Annotated in this window: 15 protein-coding genes and 1 tRNA gene; 13 read left to right on the forward strand and 3 right to left on the reverse strand. The window is 50.9% G+C overall.

What is annotated here, in order from left to right; genetic code table 11:
* Positions 1-52: 52 nt before the first annotated feature.
* The 4 genes from ACY2VT_RS08925 to ACY2VT_RS08940 all read left to right on the forward strand — a co-directional run bounded on the left by ACY2VT_RS08925 (position 53) and on the right by ACY2VT_RS08940 (position 3,811).
* Positions 53-124: transfer RNA gene (locus ACY2VT_RS08925), tRNA-Asn, on the forward strand.
* 90 nt (positions 125-214) lie between these two features.
* Positions 215-1,000: a class I SAM-dependent DNA methyltransferase gene (locus ACY2VT_RS08930; protein WP_461879629.1), complete on the forward strand. Its 786-nt coding sequence runs from the start codon at positions 215-217 to the stop codon at positions 998-1,000.
* Positions 1,001-1,009: 9 nt separating this feature from the next.
* Entirely contained in the window at positions 1,010-1,885 is an 876-nt protein-coding gene (gene hslO, locus ACY2VT_RS08935) for an Hsp33 family molecular chaperone HslO (RefSeq protein ID WP_022462421.1), read from the forward strand.
* A 15-nt stretch (positions 1,886-1,900) separates the two neighbouring features.
* Positions 1,901-3,811 (forward strand): NAD(+) synthase, encoded by a 1,911-nt coding sequence (locus ACY2VT_RS08940; RefSeq protein WP_461879630.1) that lies wholly within the window; start codon positions 1,901-1,903, stop codon positions 3,809-3,811.
* A 130-nt stretch (positions 3,812-3,941) separates the two neighbouring features.
* On the opposite strand, the gene ACY2VT_RS08945 is transcribed toward ACY2VT_RS08940, so the two are convergent.
* Positions 3,942-4,415, reverse strand: coding sequence for a hypothetical protein (locus ACY2VT_RS08945; protein ID WP_461879631.1), 474 nt, complete (start codon positions 4,413-4,415; stop codon positions 3,942-3,944).
* A 194-nt stretch (positions 4,416-4,609) separates the two neighbouring features.
* On the opposite strand from ACY2VT_RS08945, the gene ACY2VT_RS08950 reads away from it, so the two are divergent.
* The 8 genes from ACY2VT_RS08950 to ACY2VT_RS08985 all read left to right on the forward strand — a co-directional run bounded on the left by ACY2VT_RS08950 (position 4,610) and on the right by ACY2VT_RS08985 (position 16,852).
* Positions 4,610-8,113 carry a PD-(D/E)XK nuclease family protein gene (locus ACY2VT_RS08950; protein WP_461879632.1) on the forward strand — a complete coding sequence of 1,168 codons (3,504 nt, stop codon included), beginning with the start codon at positions 4,610-4,612 and terminating at the stop codon, positions 8,111-8,113.
* Between the two features lie 79 nt (positions 8,114-8,192).
* Positions 8,193-11,888, forward strand: coding sequence for a helicase-exonuclease AddAB subunit AddA (gene addA, locus ACY2VT_RS08955; protein ID WP_461879633.1), 3,696 nt, complete (start codon positions 8,193-8,195; stop codon positions 11,886-11,888).
* Positions 11,889-12,051: 163 nt separating this feature from the next.
* Complete coding sequence (locus tag ACY2VT_RS08960) at positions 12,052-12,711, forward strand: ATP-binding protein (RefSeq protein WP_461879634.1); 660 nt, start codon at positions 12,052-12,054, stop codon at positions 12,709-12,711.
* A 78-nt stretch (positions 12,712-12,789) separates the two neighbouring features.
* The gene (locus ACY2VT_RS08965; RefSeq protein WP_461879635.1) at positions 12,790-13,326 is read left to right on the forward strand and encodes a hypothetical protein; all 537 of its coding nucleotides are present in this window, start codon (positions 12,790-12,792) and stop codon (positions 13,324-13,326) included.
* A 239-nt stretch (positions 13,327-13,565) separates the two neighbouring features.
* Entirely contained in the window at positions 13,566-14,579 is a 1,014-nt protein-coding gene (locus tag ACY2VT_RS08970; RefSeq protein ID WP_461879636.1) for a LacI family DNA-binding transcriptional regulator, read from the forward strand.
* Between the two features lie 63 nt (positions 14,580-14,642).
* A complete protein-coding gene (locus tag ACY2VT_RS08975; RefSeq protein WP_118595886.1) occupies positions 14,643-15,932 on the forward strand; it encodes a glycoside hydrolase family 125 protein in 1,290 nt (429 codons plus the stop codon).
* 16 nt (positions 15,933-15,948) lie between these two features.
* Entirely contained in the window at positions 15,949-16,203 is a 255-nt protein-coding gene (locus tag ACY2VT_RS08980) for a hypothetical protein (RefSeq protein ID WP_461879637.1), read from the forward strand.
* A gap of 127 nt (positions 16,204-16,330) precedes the next feature.
* The gene (locus ACY2VT_RS08985; protein ID WP_461879638.1) at positions 16,331-16,852 is read left to right on the forward strand and encodes a VanZ family protein; all 522 of its coding nucleotides are present in this window, start codon (positions 16,331-16,333) and stop codon (positions 16,850-16,852) included.
* Positions 16,853-17,171: 319 nt separating this feature from the next.
* Here ACY2VT_RS08985 and ACY2VT_RS08990 read toward each other — a convergent pair whose 3' ends face one another.
* Together ACY2VT_RS08990 and ACY2VT_RS08995 are read right to left on the reverse strand one after the other, a co-directional pair.
* A complete protein-coding gene (locus tag ACY2VT_RS08990; protein ID WP_461879639.1) occupies positions 17,172-17,495 on the reverse strand; it encodes a branched-chain amino acid transporter permease in 324 nt (107 codons plus the stop codon).
* Complete coding sequence (locus ACY2VT_RS08995; protein ID WP_461879641.1) at positions 17,492-18,184, reverse strand: AzlC family ABC transporter permease; 693 nt, start codon at positions 18,182-18,184, stop codon at positions 17,492-17,494. Before ACY2VT_RS08995 ends, ACY2VT_RS08990 begins: the two co-directional genes overlap by 4 nt.
* 241 nt (positions 18,185-18,425) lie before the next feature.
* On the opposite strand from ACY2VT_RS08995, the gene ACY2VT_RS09000 reads away from it, so the two are divergent.
* The gene (locus tag ACY2VT_RS09000; protein WP_461879642.1) at positions 18,426-19,760 is read left to right on the forward strand and encodes a carboxylesterase/lipase family protein; all 1,335 of its coding nucleotides are present in this window, start codon (positions 18,426-18,428) and stop codon (positions 19,758-19,760) included.
* The last annotated feature ends 7 nt before the right edge of the window (positions 19,761-19,767 follow it).

Consider the following 19,767-nt stretch of genomic DNA (forward strand, 5'->3'; position numbering starts at 1 on the left):
ATGTAAAGTGTATGCGGTTTTGAAGGTATATCAAATATCTTCAATTAAATAATCCTCGATAGCTCAATGGTAGAGCATTCGGCTGTTAACCGAAGGGTTGTTGGTTCGAGCCCAACTCGGGGAGTGAATGAGACCTGCAGGGATCCTGCAGGTCTTTTCGTATATTGAGTTGCCCTGTGTGATGTGATACAATAAGGCGTAGCTACTGGAAACGATGAAGGAGAAAAGAAAGATGAATGAAAGTTATACCAGTTTTGCCCAGGTATACGACATGTTCATGGACAACGTGGACTACCCTGCCTGGAGCAAATATCTGATTCAGCTTTTAAAAGAATATCAGGTGGAAGACGGACTGGTGCTCGATCTTGGCTGCGGAACGGGAAACATGACTGAGCTGCTCGCCAGAGAGGGCTACGATATGATCGGCGTGGACAACTCCGAGGATATGCTCGAGATTGCCAGTGAAAAACGCGCCGAGTCCGGCTTAAACATTTTATATCTGCTTCAGGATATGCGGGAATTTGAGCTTTACGGAACCGTGAAAGCGGTCGTGAGCATCTGCGATTCCATCAACTATATTCTGGAGGAAGACGATCTGCGGGAAGTCTTCTCGCTCGTCAACAATTATCTGGACCCGAAGGGCATGTTTATCTTTGATTTGAATACCAAGTATAAATATGAACAGATGGGTGAGACTACGATTGCGGAAAACCGCGAAGAGGCAAGCTTCATCTGGGATAATTACTATGACCCGGAGGAAGAGATCAACGAATATAAGCTTGCCATTTTCATCCCGGAGGGAGAAGATTCCGATCTGTACCGTAAATTTGAAGAGGTACATTATCAGAGAGCTTACGATCTTGCGACGATCCGCCGCTTATTGGAAGAGGCAGGCATGGAGTTTGTGACGGCCTACGATGCATTCACAAAGGATGCGCCGAGACCGGAGAGCGAACGTATTTATGTCGTAGCAAGAGAAAAAGGAAAAAGTGAGAAATAGGAGAGAAACATGGATTATATTGTAAGAGCAACAGCGGCAGACGGACAGATTCGTGCGTTTGCAGCGACAACGAGAGAAACTGTAGAGACAGCACGTCAGGATCACAACACGAGCCCGGTTGCAACCGCAGCGCTGGGCCGCCTTCTGACGGCAGGTGCGATGATGGGCGTTATGATGAAGGGAGATAAAGACCTTCTGACCCTGCGCATCCATGCCGGCGGACCGCTGAACGGCATTACCGTAACAGCAGATTCCAAAGGAAATGTAAAAGGTTACGTCGGAAACCCGGACGTCGTGATTCCGGCCAACAAAAAAGGAAAACTTGACGTGGCAGGTGCTGTCGGCGTCGGATTCATGGATGTCATCAAAGACCTGGGACTGAAAGAGCCGTACGTCGGACAGTGCGTTCTGCAGACGAGTGAAATCGCAGAGGACCTGACCTACTATTTTGCAACGAGTGAGCAGGTTCCGTCCAGCGTCGGACTTGGTGTGCTGATGAACAAAGACAATACTGTCCGTCAGGCCGGCGGCTTTATCATTCAGCTGATGCCGTTCTGCGATGAGAAAGTCATTGAAAAACTGGAACAGCGTCTGGCAGAAGTCAATTCTGTTACCGCATTTCTCGACGAGGGACTGACCCCGGAGCAGATTCTCGAAAAGCTGCTTGGAGACATGGATCTTGTGATCAATGATACTGTGCCGACCCAGTTTTACTGCAACTGCAGCCGTGAGCGTGTATCGAAAGCGCTGATTGCGGTCGGAAGAAAAGAACTGAATGAGATGATTCAGGAAGCAAAACCGGTGGAGCTGAAATGCCATTTCTGCAACAGCGCCTATGAATTTTCTACCGAGGATCTGAAAGAATTACTGCGCAAAAGCAAATAGCGGAGGGATAAAAAGATGAAACAGGGATTCGTAAAAGTCGCAGCCGCTTCCTGTGCGGTGGCAGTAGCGGATGTCAGAGAAAATACAAGAGTCATTCTGGAAACCATTCATAAAATGGCGGCCGAGGGCGCAAAAGTGATGGTACTCCCGGAGCTGGCGCTGACCGGCTATACCTGCAGCGATTTATTCTGGCAGAGCCAGATGATCGACGCGGCGAAAGAGGGATTAAAAGAGATTGCCGACGGAACGAAAGAGACCGATGCACTGATTTTTGTCGGCCTTCCGTGGGAACAGGGCGGAAAGCTGTTTAATGTGGCTGCCGTACTCTGCCACGGAGAGCTGCTCGGCGTCGTACCGAAAAAATATCTGCCGAACTACAATGAATTTTATGAGCTGCGTCACTTTACGCCGGGAAAAGAAGCGGTGACAACAACGGAATTTTTCGGAAAAGAGGTTCCGTTCGGCATGAATCTGCTCTTCCAGTGTGCAGAGATGCCGCGCCTGAAAGTTGCTGCAGAGCTCTGCGAGGATCTCTGGACTCCGAATCCGCCGAGTGTGGCGCATGCTTTGGCCGGTGCGACGGTGATCGTCAATCTTTCTGCGAGTGATGAGATGGTCGGAAAAGACAGCTATCGGAGAAGTCTCGTGAGTGCACAGTCGGCACGTCTGATCTGCGGTTATATTTATGCGACAGCAGGCGAGGGCGAATCCACGACGGATCTCGTCTTTGGCGGACAGCATCTGATTGCGGAGAACGGAACGATTCTTGCCGAGGCAAAACGGTTCGAGAATCAGATCGTCTGCGCGGATCTCGATGTTGATCGTCTGACGAGTGAGCGCAGAAGAATGACCACATATCCGGAACAGAGAACCGACGGTTATCAGGTGGTTAAGTTCTCACTAACAATAGAAGAAACAAAGCTGACCCGTTACTTCGATCCGCGGCCGTTCGTACCGTCGGATAAGCATAACCGGGATCAGCGGTGTGATGAAATTTTAAATATTCAGGCCATGGGACTGAAAAAACGTCTGGCGCATACGCACTGCCAGAGCGCGGTCATCGGTATTTCCGGCGGACTGGATTCAACGCTGGCATTGCTCGTGACGGCGAGAGCGTTTGATCTGCTCGGACTTCCGAGAAAACAGATTCTTTCTGTGACCATGCCATGCTTTGGAACGACGGACCGCACGTATCAGAATGCCTGTGAACTGACGCGGTGCCTTGGTGCAACCTTAAAAGAGGTCGACATCAAAGAGGCCGTCAATCTCCATTTCCGCGACATCGGACAGGATCCGGAGAAGCACGATGTGACGTATGAAAACGGACAGGCGCGTGAGAGAACCCAGATTCTGATGGATCTCGCCAACCAGTCCGGCGGCATGGTCATCGGAACGGGTGATCTTTCGGAGCTGGCACTTGGCTGGGCAACATACAACGGCGACCATATGTCAATGTATGCCGTCAATGCATCCGTACCGAAAACGCTGGTGCGCCATCTGGTACAGTATTATGCGGACACCTGCGGGGAAAAAGCACTTTCCGATATCCTTCTGGATGTGCTCGACACGCCGGTCAGCCCGGAACTGCTGCCGCCGAAGGACGGTGTCATTTCCCAGAAAACAGAGGATCTCGTCGGACCGTACGAGCTTCATGATTTCTTCTTATATTATATGCTGCGTGTGACGTACGAACCGCTCAAGATTTACCGTGTGGCAAAACTTGCATTTGCCGGTGTTTACGATGATGCGACAATCCTGAAATGGCTGAAAACCTTCTACTGGAGATTTTTTGCACAGCAGTTCAAACGTTCCTGCCTGCCGGACGGTCCGAAAGTCGGAAGCGTTGCAGTATCCCCAAGAGGCGACCTGCGTATGCCGAGCGATGCGTGCGTGAAGCTCTGGAGAGAGGAACTTGACCAGCTGTAAAAAACAAAACAGGAAATACGGAAAGAAACAAAGATAATCCAAATTGGTGCAGACAATCAAATTTTGAGATGCACGACAGAAAAAAGGCTTCGGAGCAGAAGAATGCTTCGAGGCCTTTTTCATGGAAAGATCATGATTCTGCGGCGGAAGGATTTTGAGCCTGTTCGAGCGCCTGATTGATCGCGGAGACGAGCAGTTCAGAGGTGTAGCGGTCGTCCTCTCCGTAGATGAGGCCTTCCGTTGTCTGATTCACATAGATCTGGCTGGCGATGGAATCGAGCGCGGGCTCCATGAGCGGATACATGGCGGCGGTGGTTTCACTTAAGTTATTCAGTGAAATCGCGGTGATGCGGTCCTGCTCAACATTGACCTGCACATCGAAGGTCTGGTCGCCGAGGGAGATCGTGGAGGTGTAGATGCCGGGAATGTAGCGTGCATTTTCGGCGGAAGCAGCAGTGGTGACAGAAGTTTTTTTCTCAGAATCCTTCTTCCCGGAGAACATGATCAGAAACACCACGAGAAGAATCAGCGCGAGAGCAAGAAAAACAGCGGTGTAAACCACTTCTTTCATATGTAATACAACAATTTTCGTTTTGGAACTCATGGCGGGCACACTCCTTTTTGGAAAGTCGTCTGCGGGGCGGAACAGACGGGCGTTTTTACTATAATGTATGTGGGAAGAATGGTTTTTATGAAGGTTGTTCTACAGCAGGTTGATTGCATCAAAAAAAAGAGTCTGCTATACTGTAGCTATGTTTGTTTTGGGGCAGAAATGGATCAGAACAGGAGGAGCAAAGTATGAGCCTGCAGTTTATTATGGGAAATTCGGGGGCCGGAAAATCGCGGTATGCGTATGAAAAAATCCTGGCGGAAGCGGCGCGCCACCCAGAGAAAAATTATCTGATCGTCGTGCCGGAGCAGTTTACGATGCAGACGCAGAAAGAACTCGTGTCTCTGCATCCGGCGGGCGGAATTTTAAATATTGATATTTTAAGTTTCCAGCGTCTGGCATACCGTATTTTTGAGGAGACCGGCGGAAGCCTGTATCCGGTGCTCGAAGAGACGGGAAAAAGCCTTGTGGTGAAGCGCGTTGCGCAGGAAAAGAAAAAGGAGCTGACAATTCTTGGCAGCACGTTAAAAAGAACCGGTGCGGTTTCGAAGATGAAATCGCTGATCTCCGAGCTGAAGCAGTACCAGATTGCGCCGTCTGAGCTTGATGCGTGGGCGGAAGAGACGGGAGAGAAAAAGCTGCTGGCGGCAAAGCTGAAGGACACCGGTGTGATCTACCGTGCGTTTGAGGAATATCTGGAAAACCGTTATGTGACGGCGGAGGATGTGCTGGAAGTTCTGGCGGGGAAACTGGAAGAATCGGCGCTGATCAAAAACAGTGAGGTGCTGGTGGATGGGTTTACCGGATTTACGCCGGTACAGATCGGTGTGCTTGGAAAGCTGTTCCGGCTCTGTGCGAAGGTTTATGTGACGATTATTATGGATGAGCGGGAGAACCCGTATAAAAAGGCGATTCCGCATCAGCTTTTTGCGATGAGCCGCCAGCTTGTCCAGCAGCTCATGAAAGCGGCAGATGAAGCAGGGTGCCCGGTGGAGCCGGAAATCTGGGTCAGACGCTCGGGACATGGCCGTTTTCAGCCAGGAAGCACGATGGATCAGCTGGAGCAGAGACTGTTCCGGTATGGGAAGAGAGGATTTTCCGGAAATGGAATAGAAAAAAGACCGGAATCAGGAACGGAAGCAAAGACGGGAAATCCGGCAGCAGGACACGAGGCGAACCAGCGGGGAATCTATATCAGCGTAGCGCCGAATCCGCGTGCCGAGCTGGAAGAGACGGTGCGTCTGATCCGCCGCATGGTGCGCGAGGAGGGCATGCGCTACCAGGATTTCGCCGTTCTGACCGGAGATCTCTCCGTTTACGGCACATACGCGCGGGAAATCTTTGAAAAATGCGGTGTTCCGTACTTCGTTGATGAAAAACATTCCGTCCTGATGAACCCGTTCGTCGAATTTCTGCGCGCGGCGATTGAGATGGTCGTGCAGAGCTTTTCCTACGAGAGTGTCTTCCGCTATCTGCGCTGCGGTCTTTCGAGTCTGAACCGCGAGGAGACGGATGCGATGGAAAACTATGTGCTCGCGCTTGGTATCCGTGGGCTGAAAGCGTATGGGGAAACCTGGACGAGGGGCTACCGCGGCATCAAGCCGGATGAAGTGCCGCAGCGCAATCTTCTGCGGGAGAAGTTCTATGCCGAAGTGCAGCCGTTTGCGGAGCAGATGAAAAAGAAAGATGCCACCGTGCGGGAGCGGACCGAGGCGCTGTATGCACTGGCAGTGCAGAATCAGATGCAGGAAAAGCTCGAGGAGCGGCGGCAGCAGTTTGAGCAGCAGGGACAGGAGGCGTTCGCAAAAGAATACAGCCAGATTTACGGCATTGTCATGGAGCTGCTGGACAAAATTGTCGAGGTGCTGGGCGATGAGAAGATGACGCTGGCAGAGTATCAGGAAATTCTGGAGGCGGGCTTTGCGGAGGCATCTGTCGGCATTATTCCGCCGACCGCGGATCAGGTGCTGATCGGTGATAATGAACGGTCGCGTCTGAAGGACATCCGCGTGCTGTTTTTCGTCGGCGTGAATGACGGGCTGATTCCGCGCCACGACGCGGGCGGCGGTATTCTCTCGGAGTATGACCGCGAGGAGCTGGAGCGGGCGGATGCAAAGCTGTCCCCGACGGCGCGTGAGACAATGTATCAGCAGAAATTTCATCTCTACCGAAATCTGACGAAGCCGTCGGAGCGGCTGTATCTTTCGTTTGCCAAGGCGGGTGCATCCGGCGAGGCGCAGAATCCGTCGTATCTGATCAATGAGATTCGAAAGCTGTTCCCGGAGATTCCGGTGCGGGATATTGAAAAAGAGGAAAAACCGGAGGAAAAACTGGAAATGCCGCGTTCAGGCGAGGCACTGTTTCTGGAGGAGCTTGGCAGAGCGGCGGAGGGAGAGATCGATCCGCTGTTTGAGGAGCTTTACCGCTGGTATGCAGCACATCCGGAGGCGGGAATTCCGGCGGAGACGTATCGGAAAGCGGCGTTTCTTCGCTGTGCGGACGGTGTGATTGGACGAAGTGCGGCATCGGCACTGTACGGAGAGACGTTAAAAAACAGTGCAACGCGGCTGGAAAAGTATGCGGCGTGTGCGTTTGCCCACTTTATGGAGTTCGGTCTCCAGATCCGCGAGCGGGATCAGTATGAGCTGAAAGCGGCGGATATGGGAACGGTCATGCATGAAGCGCTTGAGAAGTTTTCGAAAAAACTGCAGGAGAACGGTGAGACCTGGAAAACGGTGACTGATGACACGCGCGACCGTCTGATCGAGGAGTGTGTCGAGGAAACGATGGCAGACTATGGAAACACAATTTTCCAGAGCTCAAGCCGGAACCAGTACCGCATTATCCGCGTAAAAAGGATCCTGAAACGAACCGTCTGGGCACTGCAGCAGCAGATCCTGCAGGGAGAATTTGAGCCGGGGGAATTCGAGGTTTCGTTCTCGATGGAGGATTCGCTGTCTGCGATCAACATCGATCTGTCGGAGCATGAGAAAATGCGTCTGCGCGGACGGATTGACCGTGTGGATCTCTGCGAGACGGATGATAAGGTCTATGTGAAAATTATTGACTATAAAACGGGAAATACGTCGCTTGACCTGGTGGCACTCTATTATGGACTGCAGCTGCAGCTTGCGGTCTATCTTGATGCGGCAGTGGAGCTGGAACAGAAAAAGCATCCCGGCAAACAGGTAGAGCCGGCGGGCGTGTTCTATTATCATATCGATGATCCGATGCTCGATCAGGCGGAGGATGAGACCGACGAGGCGTGGGGACGGCGGATGCTGAAAGCGCTGCGGATGGATGGTCTTGTGAATGCGGACCGGAAAGTTGTGGAGCTTCTCGACCGCGTGCTCGAGGACGGAACGACATCCGATGTGATCCCGGTTGGAAAAAAGAAGGACGGAAGTTATACGAGCTATTCGAAAGTAGCATCGCCGGAGCAGTTTGATGTGATCCGTACGTACACCAGAAAGAAGGTGCGCGAGATCGGCGAGGGCATTTTCTCGGGCAATGTAAAAATTTCCCCGTATCAGCGGGACGGTGCGACGGCGTGTGCGTACTGTGAATATCAGGGAATCTGCGGTTTTGACCAGAAAATTCAGGGATACGAGTACCGCAAACTGAAGGGCATGGACACGGAACTGCTGATGAAGGCGATGCAGGAGATAATACAAAGTGATCAAAAAGAGTGACTGCCTTCCGGAAAGGAAAGAGAAATGCAGTTTTCCATGTATGAGAAAGTAATCAGCCAGAAAGAAGAGGGAGAGATAAATGGCAGTAAAATGGACAGCGGAACAGCAGAAAGTCATTGATACGAGAGACCGGAATCTTCTGGTCAGCGCAGCGGCCGGTTCCGGAAAGACGGCGGTTCTGGTAGAGCGGATCCTTGCAATGGTGAAAGATCCCGTGCGCCCGATTGATATTGATCAGCTTCTTGTCGTGACCTTTACGCGTGCGGCCGCAGGCGAGATGAAAGAGCGAATCGGCCGCGCCCTGCAGCAGAGCCTCGAGGAAAATCCAGAGAATGAGCATTTACAGCGGCAGCAGACCCTGCTTCACCATGCGCAGATCAGCACGATCCATGGCTTCTGTTCGTATGTGATAAAAAATTATTTTCAGATGATCGATCTCGATCCGGTATACCGCATGGCGGACGAGGGGGAAATTCGCCTGATGAAAAGCGACGTGATCCAGAAGGTGATGGAGGAGCGGTTTGCGGAAAAAGATCCTGCGTTTACACGGTTTGTGGAGAGCTACGCGGCGGGAAAGCAGGACGATGGGCTCGACGCGCTCGTGCTGAAGCTGTATGAATTTTCCATGAGTTATCCGTGGCCGGAACAGTGGCTTGAGGAGTGCCGGGCGGCGTATCAGATCAATTCGCCGGAGGCGGTGCAGAAAAGTATTTGGGTACAGGAGCTGATGGCTGAGGCGAAAAAGCGGCTCTCGAGTATTCTGGAAGGAATAGAGGAAAACCGAAAAACGGCGGTAAGCCCGGGCGGACCGTATCTGTATGATGAGGCATTAGCTTCCGACCAGCAGGTGGTGGAAGAACTGCTGGAAACGGAATCGTTTGACGGGCTGGTGCGTGCGATGGCCGGAATGAAGTTCAAGGCGCTTTCGCGGAAAAAGGCAGACGATGTGAGCGAGGCGCTGAAAGATCAGGTGAAGGCGGAGCGCGATGCATGCAAAAAAGAACTGCAGAAATTAAAAGAGCAGTTTTTCGAGAAGGACAGCGCCGAGATTGCGGAGGAGATTGCGGACTGCCGGGAGCCGATCGGCGTGCTGATCGATCTGACGGAGCAGTTTGCGAAAGCGTTTGCAGAGAAAAAACGGAGCAAAAATATTCTTGATTATGCCGATCTGGAACACTTTGCGCTCGAAATTCTTGTGCAGCAGGAGGACGGCCGTCTGGTGCGGACCGATGCGGCGCGGGAGCTCTCGGAACAGTTCCGCGAAATCATGATCGATGAGTATCAGGACAGCAACTTTATCCAGGAGGCGCTGCTCTCTGCAGTGTCCGGTGAGGAGGAAGGCAGATGGAACCGGTTTATGGTCGGCGATATCAAGCAGAGCATCTACGGATTCCGCCTGGCGCGGCCGGAGCTGTTTCTGGAAAAATATCATACGTATGCGAAGGACGGGGAAAGCCAGCAGAGAATTGACCTCGACAAAAACTTCCGAAGCCGGCCTGAAGTGCTTGCAACCGCGAACTATGTATTCTGCAAGCTGATGAGCAAGGAGCTTGGCGGCATTGCGTACGATGAGGCGGCGAGCCTTCATGTGGGAGCAGCGTTTCCTGTATCGCCGGAAATGGAAGAGGGAAAGGCGGAAACGTGGCAGAAAGCATATGAAACGGAACTTCTTTTACTGGATGACAAGGCGCCCGAGCTGGAAGATGATAAGTCGCGTGAGACAAAGATGGAAACGGAGGCGGCTGCCGTTGCGGCGCGCATCCGCGAGATGGTCGGAAATGAGGAAGTCGTGGACAAAGAGACCGGGGAATACCGGAAAATCCGGTACCGCGATATCGTAATTCTGCTTCGTGCGGTCAGCGGATGGGCGGAGACGTTTTCGCGCGTACTGCAGGCGGCGGGAATTCCGGCGTACAGCACATCAAAAACGGGATACTTTTCCACGCAGGAAATCGTGACGGTGCTGAATTATCTGCATCTGTGCGACAATCCATGCCAGGAGATTCCATTTACGGCAATTCTCCGCTCGCCGATCTGCGGATGCACCGATGCAGAGCTTGCGGTGGTGCGTTGTGTGGATAAAGATGTAAAAATTTATGAGGCGTGTGGAAAATATGCGGCGGCGGGCGAAGATGAGACGCTTCGGGAGAAACTGCGGCGGTTCCTCACACAGCTCGAAATGCTGCGGAGCCGTGTGCCGTACACGCCGATTCATGAACTGATTACGCAGATTCTCGAGGAGACGGGCTACGGCGGCTATGCATCTGCGATGCCGGGCGGCGTGCAGCGGCGGGCAAATCTGGAAATGCTGGTGGAAAAGGCGGTGGAGTTCGAGGCCACGAGTTACCGCGGCCTGTTCAACTTTATCCGTTATATCGAACAGCTTCAGAAGTATGAAGTGGATTTCGGAGAAGTGAATATTTATGGTGAGAGCGCGGATACCGTGCGTATTATGAGTATCCACAAGAGTAAGGGACTTGAGTTTCCGGTCGTGTTCCTCTCTGGTATGGGAAAATCGTTCAACCAGATGGACAGCCGCGCGGCACTCGTACTGCATTCCCGGATGGGTATCGGTGCGGATGCGATCGATCCGGAGCACCGCGTGCGCCAGGCAACATTGCCGCGGCAGATTATCCGGCAGAGCATGAAACTGGAAAATCTGGCGGAGGAACTGCGTGTGCTCTACGTTGCGATGACGCGTCCGAAGGAGAAGCTGATCATGACTGGGATGGCATCGAAGCTGGAAAGCCGTGTGAAACAGTGCGCGGCACATGCGGGACGGCAGGAAGAACTGCTGTCGTATCAGACTTTGAGCAGTGCATCCGGTTATCTCGACTGGATTCTACCGGCATTTTCACGGAACCGGTGTTTTGATGGGCTGTATGAACAGTTTGGTCTTGCGGGTAATGCGGAAAATCCATTGTACGCGGAGAAAATTCCGGCTACGATCCGCCTGGTATCACCGGCGGGACTCGTCGAGGGCGAGGTTCTGCACCAGATGGAGCGCGCGGTGAATGAGCAGAAAATCATGGAAATTCCGAAACAGCCGCCGCGGGAAGAGGCGCTGAAGGAACTCGTAGAAGGGCGGTTTTCGTATCAGTATCCGTATGAAGACGAGAAGCAGATTCCGGTAAAGGTTACGGTTTCCCAGCTGAAAAAGGCAGGAATGGAGGAATCCGAAATCGGAAAAGAGCTGTTCGTTCAGGAAGAATTTGTTCCAATTGTGCCTGGATTTATGAAAAAGGATAACGCCGAGGCCCTGACCGGAGCTGACCGCGGAACCGCATACCACCGTCTGCTGGAATGCCTCGATTACCGCAGGGCATACAGCATCAAAGAGCTGATGGCACAGACGGAGGAACTTGTCGCGGAAGGAAAAATGACGAAAGAGGCGGCGGACTGCATTTACTTCAAATCCGTTCTGGCATTTGCCAAGAGTCCGGTCGGAATGCGGATGCGGAATGCGTTTCTGAATGGAACGCTGAGGAGGGAGCAGCCGTTTGTAATGTCCGTTCCGGCAAGCGAGGCCGATCCGTCGTATCCGGCGGAGGAGACGATTCTCGTGCAGGGAATCATCGATGCGTGGTTCAACGAGGGTGAGAAACTAGTTCTCGTGGACTATAAAACAGACCGCGTGAAAGAGATCGGGGAGCTGAAGAAACGATATGAAAAACAGCTCGCCTACTACCAGCAGGCACTCGAGAGGACGACAGGGAAGAAGGTAAAAGAGAAAATTATTTATTCGCTGGCGTTGGATGAGGAGCTGGTGCTGTAGAGAAAACATGGTTTAAAAGCAGGGAAACTGTGAAGAAAAATCGCAGCGCCCTGCTTTTGCGGTTGGAGCAAGAGGAAAAAACTACTAGAAAAAAGAACTGTTAAAGATGGGATGAAATATGGTATCATGGTGGAGCAGTAAAAAGAGAAAAGGAGTTAACACCATGATTCGAAAAATTGTTCAGATAGACGAAGAAAAATGTACGGGATGCGGGCTGTGTGCGCATGCCTGTCATGAGAGTGCGATTGCAATGGTCGACGGGAAGGCGAAACTGATCCGCGATGACTATTGCGACGGCTTCGGCGACTGCCTGCCGGTCTGTCCGGCGGATGCGATTTCGTTTGTGGAGCGGGAGGCGCTGCCGTACGATGAGGAGGCGGTGAAGGAGAACCAGCGGAAAGCGAAAGCGGAAAGCGGAAAGAATGCGGCGGAAGCAGCAGAAACCAACGCGGCAGCTCCGTCACAGCTCCGCCAGTGGCCGGTACAGATCAAGCTGGTGCAGGAGCGGGCTTCCATGTTTGTGGGAGCAGACCTTCTTGTTGCGGCGGACTGTACGGCATATGCCTACGGAAACTTTCATCAGGATTTCATCCGCAATCATGTTGTGCTGGTGGGATGTACCAAACTTGACGATATCGATTATTCGGAGAAGCTCGCGCGGATTTTCATGCGGAATGATATCAAAAGCATCACCGTTGCACGTATGGAGGTTCCGTGCTGTGCGGGAATGGAGCGTGCGGTGAAAATGGCAGTAAAAGAGAGCGGAAAGAAGATTCCGGTGAAAACGGTTGTGATTTCTACGGAGGGCGAGCTTTTAGAGTAACAGACTGGCTGGAAACAGCAGGACAAAAGAGAAAAGCCCTGTTCAAAAATGCAGAGCAGGAATAACAGGAGAAGAAAGATGACAAAAATACAGGAAAAACTCATCGGTGCCCTGATCGGCCTGGCGCGGTCGGTGGATGGAAGAGGAGAAGCCGCTGAGGGCGAATCGCAGGAGTTTTCGAGCGGTGACAGCAATGGTTACAGACCGGATGGCGCGACACATCAGATTCTGCTTGCAGGGCTCTGCGCGGCAGATCCGGAAAAAAAACTGACAGAAGAAAATGGAAAAGAATGGATTGCACGCGTTGAAGCAGAGAAAAACCGTTTGAATCCTGACTGCGCTGTCTGTAAAGGAAAATGCGGCAGAACGGACAATTACGACCTGGAAGAACTGGAAACGGATGAATCGGCAGACCGTGCATGGAAAGAAGAACTGCTGGCCGGGCTGTTTCCGATGGCGGAGAAACTGCGGAAGAGGCAGGAAGAGCAGAAGTCTGATGACAAGGCGGCAGTAAATTTTCTTTATAAAGCACTGTTCGCAGTTGGAAATTATGTCGGTGAGAAACGGCTGCAAAGTGTCGTGCAGGAAATGAAAGTGTTACAGGAAAGGTATTAAAAAGACAGAAAAACCAAAGCAAAAGAAGATGAAATCCCCTGTTTTCGGAAGAAAAAGACCCGAAAACAGGGGATTTTCTGTACTCTGCGAGAAGTGCATAAATAGAAAAAATTATACAAAAGACAGATATGGAATAGAATTCTGCTGTACAGATCAACGAAAAACCAGTTGACAGCGGTGAAAAACGATGTTAACATCTAACTATAAGTTAAGAAACAAATAGAGGGGCTGTTAACAACATGGCAGAGAGAAAATCGGTATCCATGCAGGACCTGGCGGATCAGCTGGGGATCAGTAAAGTAACCGTTTCCAAAGCGCTGAATGGAAAAGACGGCGTGGGGGAAGAACTGAAAGAAAAAATTTTTGCACTCGCAAGAGAATCCGGCTACGTCCTTCCGGACTACGGAAAACGAAGAAGTAAAAAAGTAGGCATCATCATGAGCCCGAGGTTCAGCTTCGGAGATGAAGGAAAATTTTATATGGCGATGTATGAGCGGATCATCTACGAACTGCAGAAAGCATCCTGCTCGAGCATTATGATTTCGCCGACGATGGCAACACTGCCGTCGGATCTGAACACCATACGGACCCGCGGGCTGTTTGACGGTCTGATTTTTCTTGGCATTCTCGACAACGGGGTGCGGGAGCAGATTACGCAGATTGATCTCCCGAAGGTGTATGTGGACATTTACGACCGGACGCACAAGTCGGATTCCGTCATCACAGAGAACGTTTACAGTTCCTACGAGCTGACGAATTATCTGATCCAGCAGGGTCACACGAAGATTGGATTTGTCGGAACGGTAGGAAGCACAACCAGTATTTCCGACCGGTATCTCGGTTATCTGCGGAGCATGCTGGAAGAGGGCATTCACCCGGAAGAAAAATGGATGATTCCGGACCGGAGTGAGGAAGGAACGGCGATTGAACTTTCTTTGCCGGAAGACCTTCCGACTGCGTTTGTATGCAACTGTGATGAAACGGCATTCCGTCTGGTGCGGACGTTAAAAGAGCGGGGAATCCGCGTTCCGGAAGACGTTTCCGTGACCGGTTTTGATGATTCGATCTACGCGCAGCTCTGCAGTCCGCCGCTTACGACGGTTTCGGTTGACACCGATGCGATTGCGCGGCTCGCCGCAAAACGGATGATCAAACATATGAACGAACCGCAGAAGCAGGGCGGCGAGGTGTACCGCATTCCGGGAAAAATTATTTACCGGGATTCTGTCGCAGAGAAACCGAAAAGAGATTGACGCGCAGAAGTAAAGTTGATATGGTAGAATTACAATTTATTTCATCGAAAGGACGAAAAAACAATGAAAGAGACATTACCAAAGTCTGTCCAGGAGCTGATTTTAAGCCTGAGAGAAAAACTGAAAGACGAGCCGGAAATCGTTGATATGTTTGAGCGATGCTACTCCAACACCCTCGATACGACCGTGAAGAAAATGGAGGACGGCAGCACCTACGTCATCACCGGAGATATCCCGGCAATGTGGCTGCGTGACTCCGTAGCACAGCTGCGCCCGTACCTTGTTCCGGCACAGAACGACCCGGAGCTGGCTGACCTGATCGCAGGCCTGATCCGCCGCCAGTTTATGTGCATCAACATCGATCCATACGCAAACGCATTCAACGAAGGACCGAACGGCAACTGCTGGGAGAAGGACGAGACCGATATGGGACCGTGGATCTGGGAGAGAAAGTATGAAATCGATTCGCTCTGCTATCCGCTGCAGTTCTCCTATCTGTTCTGGAAGAACACCGGAAGAACGGATCAGTTTGATGAGGTTTTCTGGGAAGGTGTTGACAAAATCCTGACTGTATTTGAGACCGAAATGAATCACGAAGAGAAATCCCCGTACAGCTTCATCCGGAAAAACTGCTCCTACACCGATACGCTTTCCCGAGACGGAAAAGGTGCGCAGGTAAAATCCGGCATCGGCCTGATCTGGTCCGGCTTCCGTCCAAGCGATGACTCCTGCCGCTACGGCTATCTGATCCCGTCCAACATGTTTGCGGTTGTCGTTCTGAATTACCTGAAAGAGATCGCAGATTTCGTCGGCGGAAAAGAGGAGATTGCAAAGAAAGCAGAAGAGATGGCGAAGACCGTAAAACAGGCCATTGAGACTTACGGAACCACCCATATCTGGGGACTTGGCGATGTTTATGCTTACGAGGTAGACGGCTTTGGCCAGTATAATCTGATGGATGATGCCAATGTACCGAGCCTTCTGGCCATGAGCTATCTCGGCTACGAGCCGGAAAGCCAGGAAGTGGCTGATAATACAAGAAAGCTGATCTTAAGCGAGGCAAACCCGTTCTACTATTCCGGAACAAAGCTTTCCGGAATCGGAAGCCCGCATACACCGGTTCGCTACGTATGGCACATTTCCAAAGCCATCGAGGGACTGACCGCACCGACAAAAGAGGAGAAGCATCAGATGATCCACGAACTGATGGCAACCGACGGCGGTACAGGACTGATGCACGAGGGTGTCTTCGTAGATGATCCGACCGTTTACACCAGAGAGTGGTTCTCATGGGCGAATGCGATGTTCTGCGAGCTGGTAATGCAGTATTGTGGATATGAGATTAAGAAATAACGATGAAAAAATAAAGATGAAAAACACGAAAAGAGGAGGCTGTGCTCAGTGCACGGCCTCCTCTTTTATCTACACCACAGAAAACTGTCTGCGACAGCCTTCACTGAAAGGAGAGACAGCAGTGGGGAGAATACTGCTGTCCCAGGGGAATATGAGATTTTCATCCCGCTTCTTTTCTCTGCCCACGGGGTATTATACACAGTTTTTACGATATGTAAAAGATATAATTGATATGAAAGATATAATAAATTGGCATGACGAAGAAATGTAAAAGAATCTGAGCTTCAGAAAATCTTAGGAAATCCGTTGGGATTTCTTTGGAAAAGAGAAGAGGAATCCTAAGAATGTTCTGATAGAATCGGACGTATAGAAAATCTGATTCAGAGGGGGGAACCAATATGGGATTTCTGGCAAATAAGAAAAAATCAAAAGCATTTCTGGTGGTATTCGGCATTTACCTGGCGCTGCTTGTCTGGTGCATTTTATTCAAATTCGCCCTGCGCCCGGAAGAAATTCCGCACCTGCGGGGGATTAATCTGATTCCGTATGCGGCGTCGGTTGTGGTGAACGGGAAAGTGCAGATTAGTGAAATTATCGAAAATATGCTGGTCTTTCTGCCGTTCGGCCTCTGCATCTCAGCCTTCTATCCGGACAGCGAAATCCAGAACCGCATTCTCCTTGCCTCGGGACTGAGCCTGTTTTTTGAGGTGACGCAGTATATTTTTGCGATCGGCGCGAGTGATATTACGGATGTGATCGATAATACGCTTGGCGCGGTGATCGGAATTCTATTGTATCTGGGGATGAAAAAAATCTGGAAAGAGAAGACGGGAAAGATCATTACCATTCTGGGAGCGGTGCTGGAAGTGCTGTTTCTGGCGTTGTTGTTTTTTACGTTTGCGGCGAATGAGATGTTTTAAGATTGGAATTCAGGAAAGGATAGTGTATAATCGAGAAAAGGACAAATTCCGAAAGCAGGTGTGATGGATGGAAAAAGTAATCAGTATAGGAAAACAGAATTTTGCATCCTTAAGGGAAAACCATTATTTCTTTGTGGATAAATCTCACTTCATCAAGGACTGGTGGCTCTCGGCGTGCCGCAGGAAAGGATCCGGCATTATGAGTTTGCATTTGCGGGGAAGAATGTGCTGATTGGAGCATAGCAGGAAAAGAAAAATGCAGCCGCGAATTTCAATAGGAGTTCGTGACTGCATTCCTTTTTTGTGAACAGAAGTATGGTTAAAAGAGATGCAGAAGCACCATATAAGAAATTGTCCCGAGCAGAATAGAGATAAGTGTCTGATGTTTCCATTTATAGGTGATGAAGACGACCGCTGCTGCGAGCAGTTTTGGTAATGCGGCAGAGAGACCGCCGGATGGGATATCTTTCATACAGTAGACAATCAGAACTGCCATGATGGCTGACGGCAGTGCCTGGCCGAGGCGCTCGAGGGAGACGGGCATTTTACGGCTGCCGGAAAATGCAAGAAACGGAAGCGCGCGGAGTCCGAATGTGATGACAGCGGAAACGGCGACGGCCGTCGGAAAATAAGAGGTTGTCATGCGAGAGTCTCCTTTCTCTGGAACAGAAGTAAAAGGGCGGATACGATCAGCAGTGCCGGAAGCATGAAACGGTTTTCACCGAAGATCAGCAGGCAGAGGATGCCGATGCCAAGACCGGTGAGTGCTGGTGAGTGCTTCTTTGCTTTTTCCCACTGGTCAATGAAGATGATGAGAAAAAGTGCTGTCATACAGAAATCAATGCCCGTCAGGTCGAACGGAATGATCTGACCGAGGATGCCGCCAAGAACCGAACCAACCATCCAATAACAGCGGCTGAACAGAGCGACGAGGAACATGGTGTCCTCTTTTTCTTTTTTGGGAAGATCCAGTGTGCAGTTTACGGCGTATGTTTCGTCGGTCATTGTGTGGATCATGTACAGTTTCCGCCGTCCCATCTGTTTAAATTCTTTCAGGAAGGTAAGGCTGTAAAAGCTCTGACGGCTGTTCATCAGAAGCGCCGTGAGGGCAATTGTGATCAGGGATGCGCCGCTGGAAAGAAATGTAATCAGGACGAACTGGAACGCGCCTGTGTAGACCGTCAGGCTCACCAGCAGTGAATCATACCAGGGAAAACCGGCAGATGCCATCATCATGCCGTAGGCCATGCTGACGAAAACGTAGCTGCAGAAAATCGGGATGGATTTTACGAAAGCTGTTTTTAAGGTAGTGGAAGAAAATCGTTTTGTCATAAAGTATCCTCATGTAAAAATAAGTTAGAGATTGTTTTCAAAATTAAATTTATCATACTATTCAAAACATAGTGAGTCAATAGGAATATAGAAAAATGGAATCCTGTTTTGCAATTGTCACAAAATCAGGTGGTATTCTTTGGAATTGTGCATATGGAAGCCAGAAAAAAGATTTGCTATACTGAAGTTGTATGAGGGTTTTTATCACAGGTATTAAGAAATGGAAAGGGGATTTTTACTTATGGCAATTACAGAGACAAAAACAAGATATGGACAGATTCATGGTGTGCAAAAAGATGGCTACACCGTATTCCGCGGCATTCCATACGCAAAGCCGCCGGTAGGCGAAAAACGGTTCTGCCCGCCGGAAGAGCCGGAGTGCTGGGATGGTGTTTATGAGGCGGATCATTTCGGATGCGTCTGCCCGCAGACTGAGCACGAGCCGGATTCCTTCTATGGAAAAGAATTTTATCTTGACCCGGAATTCGGCATGAACCAGAGTGAAGACTGTCTGTACTTAAATATCTGGACACCGGCAGATGCGGCAGACGAAAAACTGCCGGTTGCGTTCTGGATTCACGGCGGTGCATTTCTGCATGGTTTCAGCCACGAATCCGAATTTGACGGAGCAGCTTACTGCGAGCGCGGTGTGATTCTGGTAACGATCAACTATCGTCTCGGTGCCTTCGGATTCCTGGCGCATCCGTGGCTTTCCGAGGAGAGCGGCGTCGGAAGAAGCGGAAACTATGCGATTCTCGATCAGGTTGCGGCGCTGAAATGGGTAAAAGAAAATATCGCAGAATTCGGCGGCAACCCGGAAAACATTACCGTATTCGGTCAGTCCGCAGGATGCATGAGCGTACAGACACTTGTGAGCTCTCCGCTGACGGAAAACTGGATCAGCAGGGCCATTTTTCAGAGTGCCGGCGGCTACGACACCGGACTGAACCGTGATATGCTGCTTTCCGAGGCAGAAACCATTGGTCAGGAATTTGTAGAGCTTACCGGTGCAAAAACACTCGAAGAACTGCGTGCGATTCCGGCAGAGAAAATCGTGGAGCTGCAGGAAGAATTTGGCCGCGTAAATCCATCGAGAATGCTGAGCTTCGTACCGAATATCGACAACTACCTGCTGACCTGCGGCTATAACGAGGCTGTGACAGAAGGAAAAATCAAGGATATCCCATACATGCTCGGTTCCACCGCAGACGATATCGGTGTCTTCCCGGAGATGAAAGAAAAAGGCGAGCACGGCGGCATTTATAAGGGATGCATCAACTGGAGCCTTGCGCTGGAAAAACTCGGAAGAAAACCGGCATACGTTTACTACTTCACCCGCGCCCTGTTAGGCGACGACGCCGGAGCGTTCCATTCCTCCGAACTCTGGTACATGTTCGGAACCCTCGGCCGAAGCTGGCGCCCGAAAACCGAAGGCGACTATGCCCTCAGCAAAGAAATGATGGACGACTGGACCAATTTCATGAAAACCGGAAACCCGAATGCAGAGGGAAAAGACGACTGGAAACCATGCACAAAAGAGGAGCCGTATGTGCAGGTGCTGGATGTGAGAGAATAAGCAGAAG

Origin of the sequence: Fusicatenibacter sp. (assembly GCF_050872605.1) — a bacterium.
Lineage (GTDB): Bacteria > Bacillota > Clostridia > Lachnospirales > Lachnospiraceae > Fusicatenibacter.